Raw genomic sequence first — 22,394 nt, forward strand, 5'->3', positions numbered from 1 at the left:
GCTGCGGTGCGGGTCGCCTGCGGCGGGCTTTCACCCCACCCCGCCCCTTCCCGAACTGGGGGCAAGCCCCCAGACCCTGCGCCCGCTTCGCGGCGCGAACTCGGGGCTCCGCCCCCGGCCCCCGTATGCGACCTTCGGCCGCATGTCCTCAAACGCCGGACGGGCTGAAATGGCGCACCCCCGCCTACCCCTCCGACGACGTCTCCGGCAGCCGCACCACGCACCCCAAACTCACCACACACAGCACCAGCAGATACCCCGCCACCCCCCACGGCATCCCCTGCACCCCCGACGACAGCCGCGTCGCGACCAGTGGTGTCAGCGCGCCGCCCAGCACCGCGCCGATGTTGTAGGCGAAAGCCGTACCCGTGCAGCGCAGTTGGGGCTCGAACAGTTCGGGAATGTACGCGCCCTGCACGCCGAGCATCGTGATCACGGCGAGCAGGATCATCGACGTTCCGGTGAGGATCATCCCGACCCGCCCGGTCTGCAGCATCGCCAGGTACGGCACGACGCACAGCGCCATCGCGCCGCACCCCAGCAGGCTGAGCCTGCGCCGCCCGTACCGGTCGCCGAGCAGGGCGACCAGCGGGGTGGCGATGCCCATCACCGCCATCGACCCCATCAGACAGAGCAGCATGACGGTCGGGTCCACGCCCAGTCGTCCGGTGGCCTGGGACAGCGCCCAGGTCGTGGCCGCGTAGTTCACGGCGTACGCGGCCGTGACCGCACCGGCCACCAGCAGCACGCGCCGCCAGTGGTGGCGCATCAGCCGGGCCAGGGGCGCACGCTCCAGGGTGCGGCGGGCGGTGAGGGCGAGAAAGGTCGGCGTCTCGTCGACCTTCGAGCGCAGGATGTAGCCGACGAGTGTCAGCACGCCCGCGCAGAGAAAGGGCACGCGCCAGCCCCACGTACGGAACTGCTCGTCCGTGAGCGTCGCGGTCATGGCCAGCATGATGCCGTTGGCGAGCACGAATCCGACGGTGGGTCCGGTCTGCGGGAATCCCGCCCACAGGCCGCGCCGTCCGGGCGGGGCGTGCTCGGAGGCGAGGAGTACGGCCGCGCTCCACTCACCGCCCACGCCGAGACCCTGGACGATGCGCATGAGGGTCAGCAGGAGTGGGGCGGCGACACCGAGGCTCGCGTACCCGGGCAGCAGGCCGATGGAGACGGTCGCGAGTCCGGTGGCGAGAACGGAGATCAGCAGGACCGTGCGACGTCCGTGCCGGTCGCCGATGTGTCCGAAGAGCAGGGAGCCGACGGGGCGGGCGATGAACCCCGTGGCGAAGGTCGCGAACGCGGCCAGGGTGCCCGCGGTGCTCGAGAAGTTCGGGAAGTAGACCGGCCCGAAGACGAGGGCCGCGGCGCTCCCGTAGATGAAGAAGTCGTAGTACTCGATGACGGTGCCGATCGAACCGGCCGCGGCGACGCGCGCCATCGACGGCCGTCCGGCGACGGGCGCGGCGTCCTTGGCCTGGTGCTCGCCGCCCTTGAGCTCGCTGACCTGGTTCTCGCTCGATTGCGTCATGCGTCTTCTCCTGCCAGCCACAGTCGGGCACGTTCGTCGAAGTCCACGGCTGCCCGCGACCCCCGGTGGGCGAAAGGCGCCAGATCCTGGCGCATGGTCCGCGCGGCCCGCACGACGCGGGCGGAGCGCACGCCGTCCATGAGTTCCAGGGCCCTGCGCCAGGTCGTGCAGGCCTGCTCCACATGCCCCTGCCTGCACTGCATGGACCCTGCGTGCGCCAGGCTCAGTGCGGTGATGCGCTGGTACGAGTGGCCCGACGTGCTCCAGACGGCCCGGGAGAAGTGGCGCTCTGCGATGTCGTAATTCCCGAGCAGCTCGGCCGACTTGGCGGTGTGGGTGCCCACACAGGCACCGGCCGACCCCCACAGTGCGGCCCAGAAGGGCATCTCACTTTCGTCCGCGCCGTCGACCAGGCGCGCCGCGCGGGCGGCTTCCGCGACGGCTTCGCGGCTTCTGCCCGCCATGGCGAGGGCCCGCGCGCGCGTGATGACGTACAGCGACTCGGTGGCCGGATCGGTGCGGTCCTTCGCCAGCCGCAGTGCCGCGTCGATGAGGTCCAGGGTGTGCTCGCCGCGCCCGGTCTCCAGGCCGTGATGCGCAAGGACCCGCAGGACGAACGCCGTGTGCAGGTCCTGGCCGGCCTCGCGGGTGAGCTTGAGTGCCTGGAGGTAGTAGCGCTGCGCCAGACCCGCCTCGCCCGCGTCGTACGCCTTCCATCCGGCGAGGTAGACCACGCACGCGGCAGCCGAGAGCATCTGCTGCTTCTGCGCCTCGGTGCGAAAGCGGCTGCGGCACAGGGTGGCCACGTCGGAGACCAGGTACTGCACGACGGCCGAGCGGCCGTGCCCGCCGCCGTGCCGTTCGTCGACGGCCGTGAACAGCGAGGTCATCTCCCGCACCGCCTGGATCTCCCCCTCGCCGGCCGTGCCGGCCGGCCGTGCGGCGGTGCGGGTCCGCGGCCCGTGTGCCAAAGGCATTGCGGCGGCCGGGACGGAGTAGGGGGCGGAGCTCATCCCCGTCCGGCGTTCGATGTCGGCCCGTCCGAGCCGGGTGAGAGCCTCCACCGGGTCCTGCTCCATGTCGAGTCCGAGGGACTCGTCGGCGGTTTCCGGTATGCGTACGAGGCCGAGTCGCTCGGGTGTGACCAGCCGCCCCAGCTTCCGGGACAGCGTCTCGGCCAGAATGCGGGCGGCGGTGGCGCCGGGCTGCGTGCCGGCGATCCAGTGGGCGACGGCGGAGGAGTTGGTGCGCAGCTGAGCCGCGCCGCTCTCGGTGGCAACGGCCCTGATGTCCCTGGCCAGTTCGGCGTAGGAACAGCCGGCTTCGGTCACGGCCCGTCTCAGATGTTCGTTTCCTTCTGTCATTTGCGGCCCTGGACGCCCCTCGGGTTTAAGCGGCTTAAGCGAACTCGTGAGCCACGGACCCTACCGACGCTGAGCGGTGCTTCGTTCACTTTCCGTCGACACAACACACGCAGGGGTGAGGAGGCCGTCCGTGCTGCAGCGAGGACGCCTGCCGGGAGACCGCACACATACGACGGTCGAGCGCGAACTGGTCTGTCAACTCGTCCTGGAGGCCGGGCGAACGCTTCCCGTGCCGACGCGGCTGGTCTATCGCACCGACGACCCGTACGCCGTCCATGTCGTCTTCCACACCGACACCGACGAGCCCGTCGAATGGTGCTTCGCCCGCGATCTGCTGATCGAAGGCATCTTCCATCCGACGGGCGTGGGCGATGTGAAGGTCTGGCCGGGGAGGACGGGGCACTCCATGAACTTCGTCCATCTGCTGCTGTCGGGGCCCACTGAGCACGTCCTCATCCAGGCACCGGCCCGCGCCCTCTCGGCCTGGACCGAGCGCACGCTGCGCATGGTTCCCCCGGGCACGGAGGAGGCGCAGCCACCGTCACACGTCGGCGACTTGGGGCCGGGATGAGCGCTGTCCAGGCCGTGCCGGCGGACGTGTAGCCAACCTCCTATTCGGCGTCCGGGCCCTGTGCCCGTACCTGTTGGACATGCTCCAGTGAGTCGCGCAGGTCGCTCAGCCAGGTGTCCGCGTTGCGTTGCACCAGGCGTACGCACCAGGCCAGGGCATCGCTGCGGCTCCGGGCGACGCCGCCGGCGATCAGGGTGTCCAGGGTCTGGCGCTCGGGCTGGCGCAGTCGTGTCATCACGGGTGCGGAGAGGGTGGTGTACATGGCCCGCTTGTCGCCGCACTCGACGCCCCACGAGACCTTGCGCCCGAATCGCTTCTCGGCCTCGCGCGCGACGCCTATGCGCTCGTCGCGGGTGCGTTCCCGGAATTCCGAGATGCGCCCTTCCAGCGAGGCCTCTCGTTCGGTCTGTGACGCTTCCGCGCCGAGGTCGGGCTCCGGGATCCGGCCGATGACGGTGATCTCCTCACGGTCCACCGTCACGTCCAGGAGCTCGACGAAGAGTCCTTCCGGCAGCCGCCCGGCAAACCAGCCGCGCAGCGCCTCTTCCTGCTCCCTTGTAATCATGTAATTAAGATTACTCAGCCGTGGCCGGGATGGAAGGGTGTCAGCCCAGGGCGAAATGTGCCTGCATCTCCGCCGTGCGCGGGCCGCCCCGAGGGCTCGCGCCGCCCGGAGTGCCGTCCTAGAGTTGGCGTGTATCGGAGCAGAACGGCAGATACCCCCTGCCCGTGTCTCTGGGAGGGCATATGACCCATATCTCGCTGACGGTTGACGGCACGGCCTACGAGGACGAGGTGGAACCCCGCCTCCTGCTCGTCCACTACCTGCGCGACCACCTCGGCCTCACCGGTACCCCCGTCGGATGCGACACCTCGAACTGCGGAGCCTGCACGGTCGAGCTGGACGGTGACAGCGTCAAGAGCTGCTCTGTCCTGGCCGTCCAGGCCGACGGCTGTGAGGTGACAACTATTCAGGGACTGGCGTCCGGCGCCGAATGGGACCCCCTCCAGACGGCGTTCCATCAGCAGCACGCTCTGCAGTGCGGCTACTGCACCCCCGGCATGATCATGGCCGCCCGGGATCTGCTCAAGGAGAACCCGGACCCCACCCCGGAGGAGATCCGTCTTGGTCTCGAGGGCAATCTCTGCCGGTGCACCGGCTACCAGAACATCGTGCGTGCCGTCCTCGCGGCGGCTGCCGAGCAGCGGCGCCGCCGCGCTCCCGCGCCGGGAGCCCTCACGGAGACCGCGCCGGTCACATCCACGGCCCCGGCCGCAGCCGGGTAGGAGGCGCCGGTATGACTACCGAGCAGCTCAGCGTCGAGGTCGGCCGCTCGCGGACCCGCAAGGAAGACGCCCGGCTGGTGACCGGCCGGACCACCTGGACCGACAACATCGCCGTCACGGGCCTGCTGCACATGGCGATCCTGCGCAGCCCCATGGCACACGCCACGATCGACCGCGTCGACGTCTCGCCCGCGCTGGGGCGCCCAGGAGTGGTCGCCGCCTTCAGCGGCCGCGACCTGGCCGACGAGCTGGGCTCCATGCCCTGCGTATGGCCGGTGACGGAAGACATCGTCATGCCCGACCATCCACCGATCGCCGTCGACGAGGTGCGCCACGCCGGAGACCCGGTGGCCATCGTCATCGCCCGTGACCGCTATGCCGCGGCCGATGCGCTGGAGGCCATCGAGGTCGACTACACGCCACTGCCTCCCGTGCTGGATCTGGAGGCCGCGCTGGCTGAGGGCGCCCCGCTGGTCCACTCCGACAAGGGCACCAACCGCTGCTACACCTGGCCGCTCGCCACTGGCGACTACGAGGCGGAGAAGGCCCGTGCCGACGTCGTGGTGCGCCGCCGCTACACCCAACAGCGCCTCATCCCCAACGCGATGGAGCCACGAGCCGTCGTCGCCACTCCGCCCACGGCGTCCAACGAGTACACCCTGTACTCCTCGACCCAGGTCCCGCACGTGGCCCGCGTGACCCTGTCGATGGTCACCGGCATCCCTGAGCACCAGCTGCGGGTGATCGCCCCCGACGTCGGCGGAGGCTTCGGATCCAAGCTCCAGGTGTACGGCGAGGAAGCAGTCGCTCTCGCCGTGGCCAGGCGGCTCGGCCGGCCCGTCAAGTGGACCGAGTCACGGTCGGAGGGCTACCAGGCCACCCATCACGGCCGCGGCCAGATCCAGGACATCGAGATCGCCGCGACCCGCGACGGCAAGGTCCTCGGCATGCAGGCTCACCTGCTCGTGGACATGGGCGCCTATCTGATGCTGATCACCCCCGGCACCCCGCTGCTGGGCGCGTTCATGTACTGCGGCATCTACAAGATGAACGCGTACGACTTCAAGTGCACCGGTGTCTTCACCACCAAGACGCCGACGGACGCCTACCGCGGCGCCGGCCGGCCGGAGGCCACGTTCGCGATCGAGCGGACCATGGACGAACTGGCCGTGGAACTGGGCATGGACCCCATGGAGCTGCGCCGTCGCAACTGGATCGGCCACGACGAGTTCCCGTACACCACCATCTCCGGGCTCACCTACGACAGCGGCGACTACGAGGCGGCCACCGACCGCGCCATGGCGCTCTTCGGCTACGACGACCTGCGCGCCGAGCAGCGCGCGCGCAACGACAACAACGATCCGGTGCGCCTCGGCATCGGCATCTCGACGTACACCGAGATGTGCGGCCTGGCCCCGAGCCGGATCCTGCGCGAGCTGCGCTACGTCGCCGGTGGCTGGGAGGCCGCCACCATCCGCATGCTGCCGACCGGCACGGTCGAGGTGGCCACCGGCACCAGCCCGCACGGTCAGGGGCACGCCACCTGCTGGAGCCAGATCGCGGCGGACGTGCTCGGTGTGCCCTTCGACGACATCGAGGTGGTGCACGGCGACACCAAGGCGGTACCGCAGGGCATGGACACCTACGGCTCCCGCTCGCTGGTGGTGGGCGGACTCGCCGTCCACCACGCCGCGCAGAAGGTGGTGGCCAAGGCCCGCAAGGTCGCCGCGCATCTGCTGGAGGCGAGCGAGGCCGACCTGGAGTTCTCCGGCGGGGTCTTCTCCGTGAAGGGCTCGCCCGAGGCGACGAAGACCATCCAGGAAGTGGCCTTCGCGGCGTTCTCGTCCCACGACCTGCCCGACGGCATGGAGCCGACGATCAACGCCGAGCACCTGGTCGACCCGGAAACCTTCTCGTTCCCGTTCGGCACCCACCTGTGCGCGATCGAGGTCGACACCGAGACCGGCCGTGCCCGGATCCGCAGTTACGTCTGCGTCGACGACGTCGGCAAGGTCATCAACCCCATGATCGTCCAGGGGCAGATCCACGGTGGCGTGGCGCAGGGAATTTCCCAGGCGCTCTACGAGGAGGCGGTGTACGACACCGAGGGCAACCTGCTCTCCGGCACCATGGCGGACTATCTGGTGCCCTCGGCGGTCGACCTGCCGGACTTCGTCACCGACCGCACCGAGACCCCCGCGACCTCCAACGCGCTCGGCGTCAAGGGGGTCGGCGAGACCGGGACGATCGCCTCCACACCGGCCGTGGTCAACGCGGTCGTGGACGCACTGCGGCCGTTGGGTGTGAAGGACGTCGCGATGCCGTGCACGCCGCAGCGCATCTGGCAGGCCGTCACGGCGGCCCGGGCCGAGGAGGCAGCAGCATGATTCCCGCGGCATTCGACTACGCACGGCCGCAGACGGTCGACGAGGCGGTACGCGCCCTGGTGGACGGCGGCGAGGACGCCAAGGTCCTGGCCGGCGGCCAGAGCCTGATCCCCATCCTCCGGCTGCGGCTCGCCTTCCCCGAACTGCTCGTCGACGTCGGCCGGATCCCCGAACTGCGCGGTGTCCGCGCGGAGGCCGACACGCTGGTGATCGGGGCCATGACGACCCACCACGACGTCATCCGTGATCCGCTGGTACGCAGCCACGCAGGGTTGCTGGCCGCGGCGACCGAGACCGTCGCCGACCCGTCCGTACGCCATCGCGGCACCATCGGCGGTTCGCTCTCCCACGCCGACCCCGCCGGGGACCTGCCCGCGGTGCTGCTGGCACTCGACGGCGAGATGGTCGCCGTGGGGCCGCGGGGCAGGCGCACCATCCCGGCCCGCGAATTCTTCACCGACTACCTGCAGACCGCACTCGGGCCCGACGAGCTGCTCGTGGAGGTCCGCGTGCCCAAGAGCAACACCTGGGGCTACCACTACGAGAAGTTCAACCAGGTCGCGCAGGCCTGGGCGATCGTCGGTGTGGCGGCCATGGTGCGGCGCGACGACGGCCACCTCGTCGAATCCCGTGTCGCGCTGACCAACATGGGCGCGACCCCCCTGCGGGCGAGTGCCACCGAGGAGGCGCTCGCCGGGGCGGACGCCGACCCGGCCGCGGTGGCGCGGGCCGCCGAAGAGGCGGCGGACGGCACCCGTCCGGCGTCCGACCTGTCGGCGTCGCCCGAGTACCGGGAACATCTGGCGCGGGTGCTCACCCGCCGCGCGGTACTGGCCGCGGCCGGGATGGAGTGAGCGTGTGACGGCCGGGCCCAAGGAGCTGCGGGCGAGACTGGAGAAGACCGGTTATCTCGTCGATGACGGTCTGGCCATCGCCTGCTTCCTGGCGCTCAAGCTGCACCGGCCGATCTTCTGCGAGGGCGACGCGGGCACGGGCAAGACCGCGCTCGCGTCCGCCCTCGCGCAGGTGCTCGAAGCGCCCCTGATCCGTCTGCAGTGCTACGAGGGCATCGACGCGTCGCAGGCCCTGTACGACTGGGACTTCCCGCGCCAGCTGCTGCACCTGCGGGCCGCCGAAGCCGCCGGGATCAGCGACGCGGAGCGGCTGGAGAGCGAGCTGTACAGCAGGCGCTTCCTCATCGCGCGCCCGCTTCTGCAGGCGCTCGAGACGCAGCCTTCGGTCCTGCTCGTCGACGAAGTCGACCGGGCCGACGACGAGTTCGAGGCGTTCCTCCTGGAGCTGCTGTCCGAGTACAGCGTCACCGTTCCCGAACTGGGCACCCTGCGGGCGGCGTCGCCGCCCGTGGTGGTCCTCACCTCCAACCGCACGCGCGAGGTGCACGACGCCCTGAAACGGCGCTGCCTGTACCACTGGTTCGACCACCCCGGCTTCGAACGCGAACTCGCGATCGTCCGCAGACGCCAGCCCCAGGTGACCGAACGGCTCGCCGCGCAGGTCACCACCGTCGTACAGACCCTGCGCACAAAGGAGTTGCTCAAGCCGCCCGGGGTGGCCGAGACCATCGACTGGGCCGAGGCCCTGGACGCACTCGGCGCGACCGAGCTCGACGCGGAGCTGGCCGTCACCACCCTCGGCTCGGTGCTGAAGTACCGCGAGGACGCCGAACGGGCCCGTTCCCTGGACCTGTCCGCGATCCTCGCGGCCCGGGGAGCGTGAGCACCGTGCCCCCGGCCCCTCTGTCCCCGGCGCCCGCGGTGGACGCGACCGCGGTCCTCGTCGGCTTCGCCCGGGCACTGCGGGCGGCCGGGGTGGCTGCGGGACCGGACCGGGTGCAGAGTTTCCTGGCAGCGCTCGCGCATCTCGGGTCCGAAAGGCGCTCCGACGTCTACTGGGCCGGCCGGCTCACCCTCTGCGGCAGCCAGGACGACCTCGAACGCTACGACCGTGTCTTCGCCGCCTACTTCACGCCGAAGCCGCCCGTCGGCGACCGGACGCGCAGAGCGCCGGACCCGAGGCCCGCGCTCCACCTGGTGACCGCCGAGGCCGCCATGCCTGCCGGGCCGGAGGAAGAGGACGGTACGGCCCGGCCCGCCGCGGCCCTGGCCAGTTCCGCCGAAGTCCTGCGCCACCGGGACATGGCCGAGCTGTCCGCGGCCGAGCGGGCCCAACTGCGGCGGCTGCTCGCGGCGTTCGCGCTGAGCGGTGAGCCGCGCCGCACGCCACGGCTTCGCCCGGCCCGGCGCGGCGGCGTCGATCCGCGCCGCACCGTACGAGAGCTGCTGCACCGCGGCGGGGAACCGGCCAGGCTGCGCTACCGGGCACCCGCCACCAAGCCCCGCCGGGTCGTGCTGCTGCTGGACGTCAGCGGCTCGATGGACCCGTACGCGAGCGCCCTGCTCCGCTTCGCGCACGCCGCCGCGCAGGCGTGGCCGACCACCCGTACCCCGACCGAGGTATTCACGATCGGCACCCGGCTGACCCGCGTGACCCGTGAGTTGGCGCACCGCGACCCCGACACGGCGCTGGCCGCCGTCGCCTCCGCGGTGCCCGACTGGAGCGGAGGCACCCGGCTCGGCGAGATGCTCCGCGCCTTCCTCGACCGCTGGGGGCAGCGTGGCACGGCCCGCGGAGCGGTGGTCGTGGTGCTCTCCGACGGATGGGAGCGCGGCGATCCGGAACTGCTGGCGGCCCAGATGCGGCGGCTGCACCGACTGGCGCACCGCGTGGTGTGGGCCAACCCGCGCAAGGCGCGTCCGGGATATGCCCCGCTCGCGGCCGGAATGGCGGCGGCGCTGCCCAGCGTGGACGCGTTCGTCGAGGGACACAGCCTGGCGGCCCTGGAGCGCCTGGCGGCCGTGGTGAGAGGTGCGAGCGATGCGTGAGATTCTCCCTGTGCTGAGCCGGTGGTACGCGGCCGGAACCCCCTTCGGGCTCGCCACTGTTGTCGCGGTGAGCCGCAGTGCGCCACGCGGTCCCGGAGCCGCGATGGCGGTGGGCCCGGACGACGAGGTGGTGGGCAGCGTCTCCGGCGGCTGCGTGGAGGGCGCGGTCTTCGAACTGGCTCAGGAGGTCGTTGAGACCGGTGAGGCCCGGCTGCAGACCTTCGGCTACAGCGACGAGGACGCGTTTGCCGTCGGCCTCACCTGCGGCGGGGAGATCACGCTTCTCGTACGCTGCGTATCGCCCGAAACGGACGCCTCGTTCGGGCAGGTCGCCGCATCGGTCGCCGAGCATCACCCGGTGGTGGCGGCCACCGTGACCGACGGTCCGGCCACGCGCGGGTCCGCGCTCGCCGTGTGGCCGGACACCGTGTCCGGCTCGCTCGGGTCGGAGGGTCTGGACGTGGCCGTCACCGCGGACGCGCGCGGGGAGCTGGCACAGGGCGCGACCGGGCTTCGGCACTACGGCCCGCACGGGGAGCGGCGCGAGGACGACGTCACCGTGTTCCTGCAGTCCTTCGCCCCGCCACCGCGGATGCTGGTCTTCGGCGCGATCGACTTCGCCGCCGCGGTCGCCCGGATCGGCGCGTTCCTCGGCTACCGGGTCACCGTGTGCGACGCGCGCCCGGCATTCGCCGACCCCCGCAGATTCCCGGACGGGGCCGAGGTGGTCGTCGAATGGCCGCACCGGTATCTGAGCGGGACCGAGGTGGACGACCGGACCGTGATGTGCGTGCTCACCCACGACCCGAAGTTCGACGTCCCGCTGCTCGAAGTGGCGCTGCGCTCCCCGGCGGCGTACATCGGCGTGATGGGCAGCCGCCGCACCCACGACGACCGTCTGAAGCGGCTGCGCGAGCAGGGACTGGACGAGGCGGAACTGGCGCGGCTGCGCTCGCCCATCGGCCTCGATCTCGGCGCCCGTACGCCCGAGGAGGTCGCCGTCTCCATCGCGGCGGAGATCGTGGCGCTGCGCTGGGGCGGCAGTGGCACCCCGCTCGCGGACACGGCAGGAGCGATCCACCATCCGCATCTGAAGCCGGTGTGAGGAGCAGAGCATGGAACTGCAGCACGCGTTCACCGTCCCTGTCCCGGTCGACGAGGCATGGCGGGTCCTCCTCGACATCGAGCGGGTCGCCCCTTGCATGCCCGGCGCCACTGTCGAGAACTTCGACGGCGAGACGATCGAGGGAGCCGTGAAGGTGCGCGTCGGCCCCGTCACCGTGACCTACCGGGGCACCGCCACCTTCCAGGAGAAGGACGAGTCGGCGCACCGGATCGTCCTCGCCGCCAAGGGCAAGGAAGTCCGCGGACAGGGCACGGCAAGCGCCACGGTGACCGGAACGCTGGCCGATCGCGACGGAGCGACCGCCGTCGTCGTCGTGACCGATCTGACGATCACCGGACGGCCGGCCCAGTTCGGCCGCGGGGTCATGGCCGAAGTGGGCAACAAGCTCATCGGCCGGTTCGCGGACTGTCTGGCCCAGCAGTTGGCCGGACCCGAACCGGCCGGGGGCGCGCCCGCCGGCACACCGCAGCGAGCCGACGCGAGGACCGAAGGCGAACAGGCCGCCGAAGCCGCCGTGGTCGCGGGCGCCGGAAACCGTGAGGCCGAGCCGATCGATCTCCTGCGTACGGCGGGCTTCCCGGTCGCCAAGCGCGCGGCGGGAGTCCTTCTTGCGGCGGCCCTCGCCGTACTGGCCGTCATCCTCATCCGCAGGAAATGCTGACCGATCCGCGGGAAACGGTGTGGTGACCGCGTGGACCTCGCTGGCACGTACCGGGTAGTAATCAACCCCAGGAATGCGCCACCGATTCGGAGTTCACATATGACTGCTGATGCCACGCCCGACGCGAGTGAGTTGCCCGAGGCCTTCTATCGGAGTCTCGGCCAGGGCCGATACGAGAGCACAACCGCCACCGCGGGGCCGTGGAGCCCGAAGACGCAGCATGCCGGGCCCCCGTCCGCGCTGCTGGGCCGGGCCATGGGGCGGCACACGCCCCGAGAGGGCTTCCGGATCGCGCGCATCACGCTGGAGCTGCCCCGTCCGGTGCCCGTGGCCGAGCTGAAGGTCGATGTACGGACGGTGCGTTCGGGCGGGCGCGTCGAACTCCTCGAAGGCGAGATCACGTCCGACGGGCAGCCGGTCCTGCTGGCGCGGGCCTGGCGGATGATCGCCAGTCCGGCTGACACCCCCTCGTTGCGCCCCGAACCCAGCCCTCCTGCGTTGCCCGGGCCGCAGCCGCCGCGGACCATGAAAGGTGCTCACCTCGACGGTTATGTCTCCGCCATGGAGTGGCGATTCGAACCGGGGCAAGGATTCGACACGCCCGGCCCCGGGACGGTGTGGGCGCGGCAGCGCATCCCGCTGGTGGCCGGCGAGGAGGACACTCCGCTGACCCGGGCGCTCACCCTGGCGGACAGCAACTGGGCGGTCGGCTTCGAACTCGACCACCACCGGCGGCTCGTGATCAATACGGACGTCACGCTCGCCCTGCACCGCGAGCCGGTCGGCGAATGGCTCTGCGTGCGCTCGGCGACGGCGGCAAGCCCTGGCGGATCCGGGCTGGCCGTGGGACAGCTCGATGACAGCGCCGGCGACTGCGGCCGCATCCTGCAGACTCTGCTCGTCACCGAACGCTGATCCCGAAGGTAGGCTGATCCCGAAGTTGCCTGCCAGGGCCGCGTGTTGAAGATGTGACGCAGTTCATTGCCGGGGTTCCGGTGAATCTTGGCTTCGGCCGCGATGTGTGTGGGATCGTCGGGCCGGTTGTTACTCGCGGGTACTCGCGAGTCCCTTCCTGTTGCGCGTATCCCCCAACACACGCTCCGAGGATTCCCACGTGCGTAAGCAGTCCGCCAGACATGCCCTTCTTGCTGCTCTGGCCACCATCTCCCTGTTCGCCTCCGGGTGTTCGGCCGGCACCGGGGACTCGTCCCCGGCCGCCGCCGGCGCCGAAGGGCCGGTTCCCACCGGCGCCGTGACCCCCGACCCCGGCCCCTCGCGGCAGCTCGACGTGTCCGCCGCCCCCCAGGGGAAGCCGACCGCCGTCGCCCGCGCGGGCGGAGGCGGGGCGAAGAAGTCACCGCTCAAGGTCGCCTCGTACGACCGCGGCAGTCGACGTGCCGTCATATCCACTGCGAAGAAGTCGCCTTCGACGACCGCTCCGGAGAAGTCGCCTTCGACCGCACCGGCCGACGAAACCCCGGCCGTCGGGGACATCATCGCCAGCGGGCCCGCGCCCGGCGCCCCCGACGGGCTGCTCGCCAAGGTCACCGGCGTCGCCGGAAAGACCGAGAAGGGCACCGAGGTCAGGACCGAGCCGTCGACGCTCGGCGCACTGCTCGGTGATGACAAGGCCGACGGGACCGTGCCCGTCGACCCGGCGAGCGTCGGCGTCGAACCGCTGGTCAAGGGAGTGAAGGTCTCCTGGGCCAAGACCGGGAACATTCATGTGGGTCCCCAGGGCGCGAAGGTGCCCCTGGGAAGCCTGCGGCTCGATGTCGGGGCCTCGGTCCCGCTCCCGGTCACCGAGGGCGCTCCCGTGTCGGGCGCGGCGTCGGTCTCGGGCTTTGTGCAGCTCGCCCCCGAGGTCGAGTTCTCGTACGACGGGTCCTCCGCCTTCACCCCGGACTCCGCCTTCATCGGTCTCACCGGTGACTGGACGTCCCAGTGGGAGCTGAAGGGCAAGGCGAGTGCGGGCGGCAAGCCGGTGCGGATTCCCTTCGCCAAGCTGCACGCCGATCCCGTGATCCAGGTCGGGCCCGTGCCGGTCGTGGTGAACCTCGACCTCACGGCCTATGTCCAGGTGGCCGGCGACGGCACCGTCACCGTCGAGGTCAAGCAGGACCTCAAGGGCGGCTTCCGGATCGGCGGCAGCTACACGAAGGCGGGCGGCTGGAAGCCGGTCAGCACCTCCGACATCACCGGCACTCCGGTGCGGGCAAAGGCGACAGCGGCCGGTCAGGTGAAGGCGGCCCTCGGCGCCGAGGCGTCGGTCGGTCTGTACGGCGCGGTCGGCGTCACCGCGGATCTCGCTCCGTACGTACGCGGCGAGGTCAGTGCCTCGGCGACGCCCGGGTCCGTCGTGGGAGCCTGGAAGATATACGGCGGCGTGGACCTGGCGGGGTGGCTGCAACTTCAGCTCTCCATCTTCGGCACGCCCATCTTCGAACACCGCATCCCGCTGGGTGCGTTGCACAAGGAGTGGACGCTGGCACAGGGCAAGGGCGCCCTCGTCTGACCCACGCCCCACGGACGGCCCGGCGGGATCAGCCTCCCGCCGGGCCGTCCGCGGATTCCGCCGCCGCGCGGTGGCCCGGCCAGGCATTCAGGGCGGTCGCCAGCTGCGCGCGCGAACGGACGTCCAGCTTCTGGTAGATGCGGGTCAGACGCGCCTCGACCGTCTTCACACTGAGGTACAGCTTGGCCGCCGCCTCCTGGTTGCTCGCCCCCTCGCGGACCAGCAGCGCGAGGCGCAGCTCCGCCTCCGTGAGGGAGGCGGGGGCGCCACCGCGGGCCGTGTCGGGCTCGGTCGCCCGCGACGACCCGGTCTCCGCGGCCAGCGCCAGCCAGGGGGACGCTCCCGCCCGTTCGAAGACCGCGGCCGCGGAATGGAGCGCGTTCTGAGCGGCCGACCGCCGCCGGCGGCGGCGCTCGACCCGCGCGAGTGCGATCAGCGCCCGGCCGCGCTCAAGGGGCAGGCCCGCCATGTCGAAGCGGTCGGCGGTCTGGGTGAGCAGGCTTGCCGCCTCCTCTGCTTTGCCGCTCGCGGCCAGGTACAGCGCGTACGCCCGGTCACAGCCGAGCAGCACCGTCGTACGGCCCAGGCGCTCGGCCACCGGCCGTACTTCGCCGAGCAGGCTCGCGGCCTCCTCCGGTGCGTCGTTCGCCAGCAGGGCCTCGGCCAGCTCCTCGTGCCAGCGCAGCATGGACGGGTCCATGGTCGACTGGGCGTGTTCGGCGGCCTGGACCCGGCGCAGGGTCTCCAGGGCGTCGGCCACATCGCCGGCGACGAGCTGAACCCGGCCCAGTGCGTACAGACTGCGGGAGAGAAAGACGTGGTCGCACTCCTCCTCGGAGGCCTGGACGCTGCGTCGGGCGTAGCTGGCGGCGCGGGCGAAGCTGCCGCCCGCCGTCTCCGCGAGAGCCAGCGTGTACCAGGCGGGACCCGGCGAGAGACCGGCCTCCAGCGTCAGCGCGAGGGCCCTTCCTGCGTGCGCGAGCGCCGCCGCGCACTGGCCCTGCCGGGCCTCGACGGCCGCGAGCGTATGGAACAGCTCGATGGCGTCCTCCACCGGGCCCCGGCGCTCCACCAGCGGCAGCAGGGCGTTGAGCTGGTCGCGGGCGTCGGTGAGACGGTCGTCGAACAAGGCATGGCGGATCGTCAGTATCTGTGCGGCGTTACGGATTCCGAGCGGGCGCTCGAACACCTCCAGGGCTCGCGCCTCCGCGAGAATCCGCTCCGCGTCCGGCGAGCCGAGGACCCGTTCCATCCGCGCCTGCACGGTCAGCGCCCTGGCCGCCGTCTTGCGGTCGCCCACCGATCCGGCGAGCGCGGCGGAGTCGACGGCCGCGGCCCGCGAACGTACGGGATCGCCGTCCGCCAGCACGTACTTCACCGCCAGCCGCAGCTGCACGGCAGCCCGCAGCGCCGTGTCGCCCTCGGAGTCCTCCATCGCGTGTACGTAGATCTCGTCGAGGTCACTCAGCCCCTGCCCGGCCGTGTCCAGCACCGCGAGCCGCGCGCGGACCCGGTCGGCCGGCGCGGCGTCGCGGGCGAGGAGATCGGTCGCGGCACGCATCGCCAGATCCGCGCGGGCCGCGCGGGCCGCCTCCTCGGCAGCGTCGACGAGCCGGGTGATCCGCTGCGCACCGAGCCCGACGGGGGTGGACTCGGCCGCGAGCAGGGCGAGTTCGGCGGCCAGCGCGCTGTTTCCGCGGCGCCGCGCCGTCTCGGCCGCCGCCGTGACCTCCGCCGCAAGCCCTTCGTCGGGGATGTCCGTGGCCAGAGCCCGGTGCCGTACCGCCTCGACGGGGTCGTCCACGACTCGAGCGAGCGCCGCGTGGCCGTCGCTGCGCTCGGTCCAGCAGGCGTCGTGCACCAAAGTGGACGGCAGCACCCCGGCGGTGAAGGCGACCCTGCCGTCCTCCTTGAGAGAGATCAGATTGGCCCGCTCGGCGGCGGCGAGGTCGGCCTCGGCGGTGAGGCGGCCCGCGCGGCGGATCAGTGACGCCGTCGGCCGCAGCGCCAGCGCGGACAGCAGGAGCGTGCCGCGCACGGCGGGGGAGGCGGCCCCCAGCAGCTGCCGGGCGAGATCGCGCGCACGGCCGGAAAGGGACAGCGTCTCGGCGTGGTGCACCGGCGTGCGCGCGTCGGCGAGGGACCGGCCGACGGCGAGCGCGAGCCGTGGATTGCCGCCGCTGGCCCGGTGGATGCGCCCGGCCATCCGGGACGGCAGCCGGTGGTGGATGAGGAGTTCGGCGATCTCGTCGGCGTGCAGCGGTGACACGAACAGGACATCGGCCTCGGAGGGCACCCACAGGGGTTCAGGGCCCGCCATGTCCGGCTGCGGCACAGCGGCCCCTGCCGGGTCGGACCCGTACGCCGCCGGGGTCTCGACGGCGATGACCCGCAGCGCGGCGGGGGCCAGATGCAGGGCGAAGCGCAGCAGGTCGGCGCTGTCGGCGTCGATGCGCTGGACACCGTCGACGACCAGCAGGACGGGGCCGTGCGCGGCAAGGGTCCGCAGGATCTGGGCGAGGGCCAGACGAAGCGCGATGGGATCCCAGCCGCCGTCGGGGATGGGCGCTTCGCGGCACAGCATGGCGACGGCGGTCCGCTGCGGACCGGGCAGCTCTTCGAGGATGTCGAAGCCGCCCGGACTGTCGGGAGCTGCGGGGCCGTGCGTCCCGGGCACGGGCCAGGACACGCTCGCCGATATGGAGGCGACGAGGGCTGCGGCTGCGGCGCCCGGTATGTCCCGGTCGGCGGGGAGCGTGGCGAGCCACAGCACTCGTTCGCCGCGGGACTCCGCGCGGGCGGCGGTGGCCAGGGCGACCTCCGTCTTGCCGACCCCGGCAGGGCCGGTGAGCAGGGCGCGCCCGCGGGTGTTCAGGACCCGTTCGAGCCGGGCGAGGAGCTCCACCCGCCCGACCGGCGCAGGCCGGTACGCCGCTGTTGTCACGTGCCCACCACCACCTTCCGGCGTGCGCGGACCCCCTGCCCACGTGTGCAGAGAATACGAACCAAGCCCGCACAGTCCAGGCCCGGTGTCCGGCATGCGGACAACGGGCCTCGGACAGGCGGCGGGGCGCGCCCGCGGTGAGCTACCGCGGACGCGCCCCTGACCAGCGATGATGCAGTAATTCGGGGTGGTTCAGAAGGTGAGGCTCCAGCTGTCGATGTAGCCGGTGTCACCCGATGCCACATCGCGGACCTGGAGCTTCCAGGTGCCGTTGGCGACCTCGCTGGAAGCGTCGACCGTGTACGTCGCGAGGACGTTGTCGGCGCTGTCCGAGCCCGAAGAGGCCTTCAGGTTGCGCACGGTCCCGTCCGGGGCGATCAGGTCGATGACCAGGTCGCCGCGCCAGGTGTGCTTGATGTCCACGGCGACCTTGAGGGCGGCCGGGGCGTTGCCCGTGCGGCCGGTGACCGCGATCGACGAGGTGGAGGTCGAGTTGTCCGAGATCGACACGTCCGTCGCGTTGGTGAAGGTCGTGCCGCCGGTGGTGCCGGTGACCGCGTTCACGGTCTTGGTGCCGTCGGCGATACCGGTACCGCAGCCTCCGGTGCACGTACCCGGCAGCGGCCTGGCGTTGCTCTTGATCGCGGCCTCGATCTCGGCCGGGGTGAGAGTGCTCTTGGCCGACTTCAGCAGCGCGGCGAGCCCGGCGATGTGCGGGGCGGCCATCGAAGTGCCCTGGTAGGGCTTGTAGTTCTCCGTCGACTGGGTGGTCGCGCCGGAGTTCAGCGTCGAGAGGATGCCGTTCTCGGGGGTGGTGACGGTGCCGGGCGTGTCGGTGGCGCGGCGGGTCTCACCGCCGGGCGCGGCGACGTCGACGATGCTTCCGTAGTTCGAGTAGAACGAACGGTTGCCCTCACGGCTGGTGGACGCCACGTTGATGATGTTGGCGCAGTTCGCGGGGGTGAACCCGGAGGCGTTGGCGTTGCTGTTGCCGGCCGCGACGACCACCGTGGTGCCGCGCGAGACGGCGCCGTTGATGGCGTTCTGGTAGACGCTGGGGCAGGTGGAGCTGGCGCCGCCGAGGCTCATGTTGATGACCTTGGCGGGCGTCGGGTTCGCCGGGACGCCGGGGACGGTGCCGCCGGACGCCCAGGTGATGGCGTCGGCGATGTCGGCCGATGAGCCGCCGCACTTGCCGAGCACCCGGACGGGCTGGATCTTCGCGTTGTACGCGATGCCCGCAACGCCCTTGCTGTTGCCCGTCGTTGCGGCAATGGTGCCCGCGACGTGGGTGCCGTGCCAGGAGGAGTTGCTCGCCTTGGAGCCGGTGCCGCACTCGCCGTCCGTGGCGTTCCAGTCGCCCTCGTCCTTGGCGTCGCTGTCGCGGCCGCTGCCGTCGCGGGCGTCCGCGGAGGTGGAGATGAAGTCGTAGCCGGAGATGACATTGGCGGCGAGGTCCGTGTGGGCCGCGTAGCCGGTGTCGATCACGGCGACGTTGACACCGCTGCCGGTGGACTTGTCCCAGGCGCCGGGCACATTCATGCCACCGGTGGCCTCGAACAGGTCCCACTGCTTGGTGTACTCGGTGTCGTTCGGGGTGACCGCCATCGCGTAGGCACGGATGTCGGGCTCCACGGACGCGACCGAGGAGTCGGCGCGGAAGGCGGCCATGACCTCGGCGACGTCCTGCTTGGACGTCTCGCCCCCGAGGTCGATCAGGGCGGCGCCGCCGGCGAGCCTGCGCTCGAACGACAGGCTCTCGCCGGTTTCGGCGCCCTTGGCCGTCGCGTCGGTCTTGGCCGCCGCGTTGGAGCCGGCCTCGGCCGTCTTGGCCTTGTAGGTGACGATGACCTTCTCGACCGGTGCGGTCGGCAGTGAGGTCATCGCCTGGGCGGCCGGAGCCGGCTTCGGCGAGGGTGACGGGGTGGCGGCGAGTGCTACGGACGACGTCGCGGCGACGGCGGCGATCGTCGCGCTCGCGGCCACGACGGATATGAGTCTCCGTCTGGAACCGTTCAAGGTGTTCCCTTTCCACTGACGGTGCGGAGCGCGGGCGGCGGCGCGGGAACCACGGTTCGCTGTGGGGGTGCGATCCGTGGTGCCCTTGGGTCGGGTGTGCCCGTGCGCCGCCGCCCGTGCGACGGCCCCTGGTCAAGGGCCGCCACCGGCCGGAAACCCATGATTTACATGCACCTGACACTTAAGGGTCAGAAGATGAGATCCGCCGGTGCGGCAGACAGTAGGGAACGCGGAGATGAACTCGATACGGGGAAAACCCTTGTCACCCCCGGTGGGGGTCACGGGGAGGGTCGGGGCGAGGCCGGGACGCGGCTCCGGGGCTGACGGTCCGTCGGGCCATGTGGGGCGATAACGCCACACTTCGCACGCCGTGCGCGCGGCAGGGTGTCATGGCGCGCGGAACGGCGAATTGTCAGTGACGGCTGGCATGCTGAAGCCGACCGACACATCCGACATCCACCCCGCACCCGCGGGAGGAGAATTGCGATGCTGACCACCACATATGTCCCGGGCGCTCCGAACTGGATCGACCTGGGAAGTCCTGACGTCGACGCGGCCGCCGCCTTCTATGGAGCCGTGTTCGGCTGGCAGCTGCAGAGTCTGGGACCGGATGCCGGGGGGTACGGCTTCTTCCAGGTGAACGGGAAGACGGTCGCGGCGATTGGCCCGCTCACGGAAGAGGGCGCGTCCTCCGCGTGGACCCCGTACTTCCTGACGCCCGACGCGGACGCCACCGCAAAGGCCGTCGAACAGGCCGGCGGCACCGTCCGTGTCCCGCCCGGGGATGTCTTCACCGAGGGCCGGATGGCGGCGTTCACCGACCCGACCGGCGCGGAGTTCGCGGTCTGGCAGCCCGGCGAAACCAAGGGCCTGGGCGCGGTCGCCGATGTGAACACCCTGTCCTGGACGGAGCTGTACACGACGGACGCGACCTCGGCGAAGGGCTTCTACCGCTCAGTGTTCTCGTGGGACTACGAGGACATGCCCTTCGCGGGCATCACCTACAGCGTCGTCTCCCCGTCGGGCGGCGGCCAGGAGGCCACACAGGGCGGGATCATGCAGCTCCCGAAGGAGAACCTCGAAGCGGGCTCCCGCTCGGAGTGGCACCCGTACTTCGAAGTGTCCGACGTCGACGCCACCTTCGCCAAGGCCACGGAGCACGGGGCCACGACGCTCATCCCGCCGATGGACGCGGAGGGCGTGGGCCGCCTGGCGATGTTCATGGACCCCTTCGGCGCAGCTTTGGCGATCATCCGCAGCGCGGCCGCCTGACCCGCCGGGCTCACCGCGCGGCCCCGACCGGGTGAGGCGGTGCCGCCCGGTGAGCCGTGCGAGCCCTACGGCGCGGGCTGTCTGCCGCCGACGGCGGCGAGCACGGGGCCGACGCTGTCCTCCGCGCCGAGCTGTGCGGCCAGAGCTCGGGCGCGGTGCCCGTACGCAGGGTCGGTGGTGGCCCTGACCAGCGCCGTGGTGAGCGCGGCCGCGGTGAGGCGGCGCAGCGGGGCCGGGCCGGGTGAGACGCCGAGCGAGGCCAGGCGGGCGGCCCAGAACGCCTCGTCGAACTGGATGGGGACGGGCACGGCGGGGACACCGGCGCGCAGGCCCGCAGCGGTGGTTCCGGCGCCCGCGTGGTGGACCACTGCCGCCATCCTGGGGAACAGGGCGCTGTGCGGAACCTCGTCGACGGTGAGCATGTCCGCACCGTCGGCGTGCAGTCCGCTCCAGCCGGACTGGATCACTCCGCGCAGGCCGGCGCCCGCAGTGCGCGTACGACCGTCGCGCTGACCCGGTCGGGGTCGGGCACGGTCGCGCTGCCCAGGCCGACGAAGACAGGGGGCGGGCCGGAAGCGAGGAAGTCGCCAAGAGCGGACGGGAGTTGCGCGGTGGCCGGATCGTGGGGCCACCAGTAGCCGGCGATGCGCAGACCCAGGCGCCAGTATGGCGGGGGGCCGCGGGCACGGCTCCCGCAGCGCGCGCCGAAGCCCCGCCCAGGTTCAGACGAAGTTGACGTCGGCTCGGTGCAGCAGAGGGTCGTCGACCATCTGGAAGAGGGGCACGGCGTAGTTGCCGAAGCCGTAGCGGCCGCCGAAATGCAGGCCGAGGACGCGGTGATCGGTGAGGTCGAAGACGGGGGAGCCGCTGTTGCCGCCCAGTGTGGAGCAGTCATGCATCATCACGGTCTGCTCGGGCCGGAGCTCCGTGGTGGTGCCGGGCTGAAGACGTTTGACGTTGTAGATGTCCATGAAGATTCTGCGCATCGACTCCGGTTCGTTGCGACGGCCGTCGTACGCCGGATAACCGACGCAGTACACCGGACGTCCGGGCAGATCCGCGGGCGCGTCGGCGGCGACCGCGAGCGGGGTCGGCAGCGTGGTGCCACCCGCGGCGGGGGCGACGCGCAGCAGCGCCATGTCGACGTCCGGGTGGATGCCGATCACCTCGGTGATCTCGTACGCCGGTTCGCTGATCGCCGGGAGCGCTCCGTACTCCTCCGCCACGTCGATCCGGGCGCTCATGCCCTGCTGGAACGTCCAGCCGGTGCCGTCACCGCGCGCGAACTCAGCCGCCACATGACGGTTCGTCATCACGGTATCCGGGCCGACGAGGAAGGCCGTGCCGATCCAGTCGAGGCTGGCGTGTCCGGAGACCTCGACCCGGCCGACGCGCGCGATCGACTCGCGGATCTCTGCCCGATGCCCGTCCAGGACCGCCCAGTCGCCGTCCTGCGGGGCGAAGTCCTGGTTCTGGACGAGGATGGCGGGTCTGCCCTCCAGCAGGACGATCGCCTCCATACCGAAGGACTCGTCGTCGCTGATCTCGTCCTCGCGCCCCTCGGCGAGCTTCTCCAGACCGTCTGCGCCCGCCGACAGGACGCGGTCCCGTTCCTGCTGGGCGAACTGGGATATCTGCCCGGAGGGCTGCTCTTCGGCGGGGAGTTCCTCCGAGGACTCGGGGACTTCCTGCCACAGTCCCTCCCGTACGCGCTGCGCGACCTCGCGCAGATCGGTGAAGACCTGCTCGGGACCGGTCGCCACCGGTGATCTGCTCCGGCTGCCCATATCGCCCTCCTCAGTCTCCTCAGCGGTGTT

General features: G+C 71.4%; 17 protein-coding genes and 1 pseudogene. 11 read left to right on the top strand and 7 right to left on the bottom strand.

The genetic code is table 11. The annotated features are described in order from the left end of the window. Positions 1–184: 184 nt before the first annotated feature. Positions 185–1,528, bottom strand: a complete 1,344-nt coding sequence (locus tag OG741_RS35255; RefSeq protein WP_405604490.1) for an MFS transporter — start codon at positions 1,526–1,528, stop codon at positions 185–187. Next, positions 1,525–2,859 carry a hypothetical protein gene (locus OG741_RS35260; RefSeq protein ID WP_405604492.1) on the bottom strand — a complete coding sequence of 445 codons (1,335 nt, stop codon included), beginning with the start codon at positions 2,857–2,859 and terminating at the stop codon, positions 1,525–1,527. Before OG741_RS35260 ends, OG741_RS35255 begins: the two co-directional genes overlap by 4 nt. 163 nt (positions 2,860–3,022) lie before the next feature. Between OG741_RS35260 and OG741_RS35265 the strand changes: the two genes are divergently transcribed. Then, positions 3,023–3,463, top strand: a complete 441-nt coding sequence (locus OG741_RS35265; protein ID WP_405604494.1) for an SsgA family sporulation/cell division regulator — start codon at positions 3,023–3,025, stop codon at positions 3,461–3,463. A gap of 40 nt (positions 3,464–3,503) precedes the next feature. Here OG741_RS35265 and OG741_RS35270 read toward each other — a convergent pair whose 3' ends face one another. Then, positions 3,504–4,028: a hypothetical protein gene (locus tag OG741_RS35270; RefSeq protein WP_361910739.1), complete on the bottom strand. Its 525-nt coding sequence runs from the start codon at positions 4,026–4,028 to the stop codon at positions 3,504–3,506. Positions 4,029–4,210: 182 nt separating this feature from the next. Between OG741_RS35270 and OG741_RS35275 the strand changes: the two genes are divergently transcribed. The 9 genes from OG741_RS35275 to OG741_RS35315 all read left to right on the top strand — a co-directional run bounded on the left by OG741_RS35275 (position 4,211) and on the right by OG741_RS35315 (position 14,342). Beyond that, positions 4,211–4,750: a (2Fe-2S)-binding protein gene (locus tag OG741_RS35275; RefSeq protein WP_405604496.1), complete on the top strand. Its 540-nt coding sequence runs from the start codon at positions 4,211–4,213 to the stop codon at positions 4,748–4,750. Between the two features lie 11 nt (positions 4,751–4,761). Continuing rightward, complete coding sequence (locus OG741_RS35280; protein WP_405604498.1) at positions 4,762–7,137, top strand: xanthine dehydrogenase family protein molybdopterin-binding subunit; 2,376 nt, start codon at positions 4,762–4,764, stop codon at positions 7,135–7,137. After that, positions 7,134–7,991 (top strand): FAD binding domain-containing protein, encoded by an 858-nt coding sequence (locus OG741_RS35285; RefSeq protein ID WP_405604500.1) that lies wholly within the window; start codon positions 7,134–7,136, stop codon positions 7,989–7,991. Before OG741_RS35280 ends, OG741_RS35285 begins: the two co-directional genes overlap by 4 nt. A gap of 4 nt (positions 7,992–7,995) precedes the next feature. Then, a complete protein-coding gene (locus tag OG741_RS35290; RefSeq protein WP_405604502.1) occupies positions 7,996–8,874 on the top strand; it encodes an AAA family ATPase in 879 nt (292 codons plus the stop codon). Beyond that, positions 8,871–10,040 carry a vWA domain-containing protein gene (locus tag OG741_RS35295; protein WP_405604504.1) on the top strand — a complete coding sequence of 390 codons (1,170 nt, stop codon included), beginning with the start codon at positions 8,871–8,873 and terminating at the stop codon, positions 10,038–10,040. The genes OG741_RS35290 and OG741_RS35295 overlap by 4 nt, the downstream gene beginning before the upstream one ends. Continuing rightward, positions 10,033–11,145: an XdhC family protein gene (locus OG741_RS35300; RefSeq protein WP_405604506.1), complete on the top strand. Its 1,113-nt coding sequence runs from the start codon at positions 10,033–10,035 to the stop codon at positions 11,143–11,145. The genes OG741_RS35295 and OG741_RS35300 overlap by 8 nt, the downstream gene beginning before the upstream one ends. Before the next feature lie 10 nt (positions 11,146–11,155). Continuing rightward, on the top strand, positions 11,156–11,827 hold the full coding sequence (locus tag OG741_RS35305; RefSeq protein ID WP_405604508.1) for an SRPBCC family protein: 672 nt from the start codon (positions 11,156–11,158) through the stop codon (positions 11,825–11,827). A 99-nt stretch (positions 11,828–11,926) separates the two neighbouring features. Next, on the top strand, positions 11,927–12,742 hold the full coding sequence (locus OG741_RS35310) for a thioesterase family protein (protein WP_405604510.1): 816 nt from the start codon (positions 11,927–11,929) through the stop codon (positions 12,740–12,742). Positions 12,743–12,941: 199 nt separating this feature from the next. Continuing rightward, positions 12,942–14,342: a hypothetical protein gene (locus OG741_RS35315; RefSeq protein ID WP_405604512.1), complete on the top strand. Its 1,401-nt coding sequence runs from the start codon at positions 12,942–12,944 to the stop codon at positions 14,340–14,342. A gap of 28 nt (positions 14,343–14,370) precedes the next feature. On the opposite strand, the gene OG741_RS35320 is transcribed toward OG741_RS35315, so the two are convergent. Together OG741_RS35320 and OG741_RS35325 are read right to left on the bottom strand one after the other, a co-directional pair. Beyond that, positions 14,371–17,286, bottom strand: a complete 2,916-nt coding sequence (locus OG741_RS35320; protein WP_405604514.1) for an AAA family ATPase — start codon at positions 17,284–17,286, stop codon at positions 14,371–14,373. Between the two features lie 192 nt (positions 17,287–17,478). Further along, positions 17,479–19,170: a S8 family peptidase gene (locus OG741_RS35325; RefSeq protein WP_405605956.1), complete on the bottom strand. Its 1,692-nt coding sequence runs from the start codon at positions 19,168–19,170 to the stop codon at positions 17,479–17,481. A 621-nt stretch (positions 19,171–19,791) separates the two neighbouring features. Here OG741_RS35325 and OG741_RS35330 point away from each other — a divergent pair. Continuing rightward, positions 19,792–20,577, top strand: coding sequence for a VOC family protein (locus OG741_RS35330; RefSeq protein ID WP_405604516.1), 786 nt, complete (start codon positions 19,792–19,794; stop codon positions 20,575–20,577). 65 nt (positions 20,578–20,642) lie between these two features. On the opposite strand, the pseudogene OG741_RS35335 reads toward OG741_RS35330, so the two are convergent. Together OG741_RS35335 and OG741_RS35340 are read right to left on the bottom strand one after the other, a co-directional pair. Continuing rightward, positions 20,643–21,250, bottom strand: a pseudogene (locus OG741_RS35335) (glycosyltransferase); the annotation flags it as partial. A 49-nt stretch (positions 21,251–21,299) separates the two neighbouring features. Further along, positions 21,300–22,364, bottom strand: a complete 1,065-nt coding sequence (locus OG741_RS35340; protein WP_405604518.1) for a trypsin-like serine peptidase — start codon at positions 22,362–22,364, stop codon at positions 21,300–21,302. Positions 22,365–22,394: the final 30 nt, after the last annotated feature.

It is taken from the genome of Streptomyces sp. NBC_01410 (assembly GCF_045040195.1).
GTDB lineage: Bacteria > Actinomycetota > Actinomycetes > Streptomycetales > Streptomycetaceae > Streptomyces.

Coding starts and splice junctions, on each gene's coding strand:
- OG741_RS35255 (WP_405604490.1), bottom strand. CDS start 1,528: ATGACGCAATCGAGCGAGAACCAGGTCAGCGAGCTCAAGGGCGGCGAG.
- OG741_RS35270 (WP_361910739.1), bottom strand. CDS start 4,028: ATGATTACAAGGGAGCAGGAAGAGGCGCTGCGCGGCTGGTTTGCCGGG.
- OG741_RS35275 (WP_405604496.1), top strand. CDS start 4,211: ATGACCCATATCTCGCTGACGGTTGACGGCACGGCCTACGAGGACGAG.
- OG741_RS35280 (WP_405604498.1), top strand. CDS start 4,762: ATGACTACCGAGCAGCTCAGCGTCGAGGTCGGCCGCTCGCGGACCCGC.
- OG741_RS35285 (WP_405604500.1), top strand. CDS start 7,134: ATGATTCCCGCGGCATTCGACTACGCACGGCCGCAGACGGTCGACGAG.
- OG741_RS35300 (WP_405604506.1), top strand. CDS start 10,033: ATGCGTGAGATTCTCCCTGTGCTGAGCCGGTGGTACGCGGCCGGAACC.
- OG741_RS35305 (WP_405604508.1), top strand. CDS start 11,156: ATGGAACTGCAGCACGCGTTCACCGTCCCTGTCCCGGTCGACGAGGCA.
- OG741_RS35310 (WP_405604510.1), top strand. CDS start 11,927: ATGACTGCTGATGCCACGCCCGACGCGAGTGAGTTGCCCGAGGCCTTC.
- OG741_RS35325 (WP_405605956.1), bottom strand. CDS start 19,170: ATGACCTCACTGCCGACCGCACCGGTCGAGAAGGTCATCGTCACCTAC.
- OG741_RS35330 (WP_405604516.1), top strand. CDS start 19,792: ATGCTGACCACCACATATGTCCCGGGCGCTCCGAACTGGATCGACCTG.
- OG741_RS35340 (WP_405604518.1), bottom strand. CDS start 22,364: ATGGGCAGCCGGAGCAGATCACCGGTGGCGACCGGTCCCGAGCAGGTC.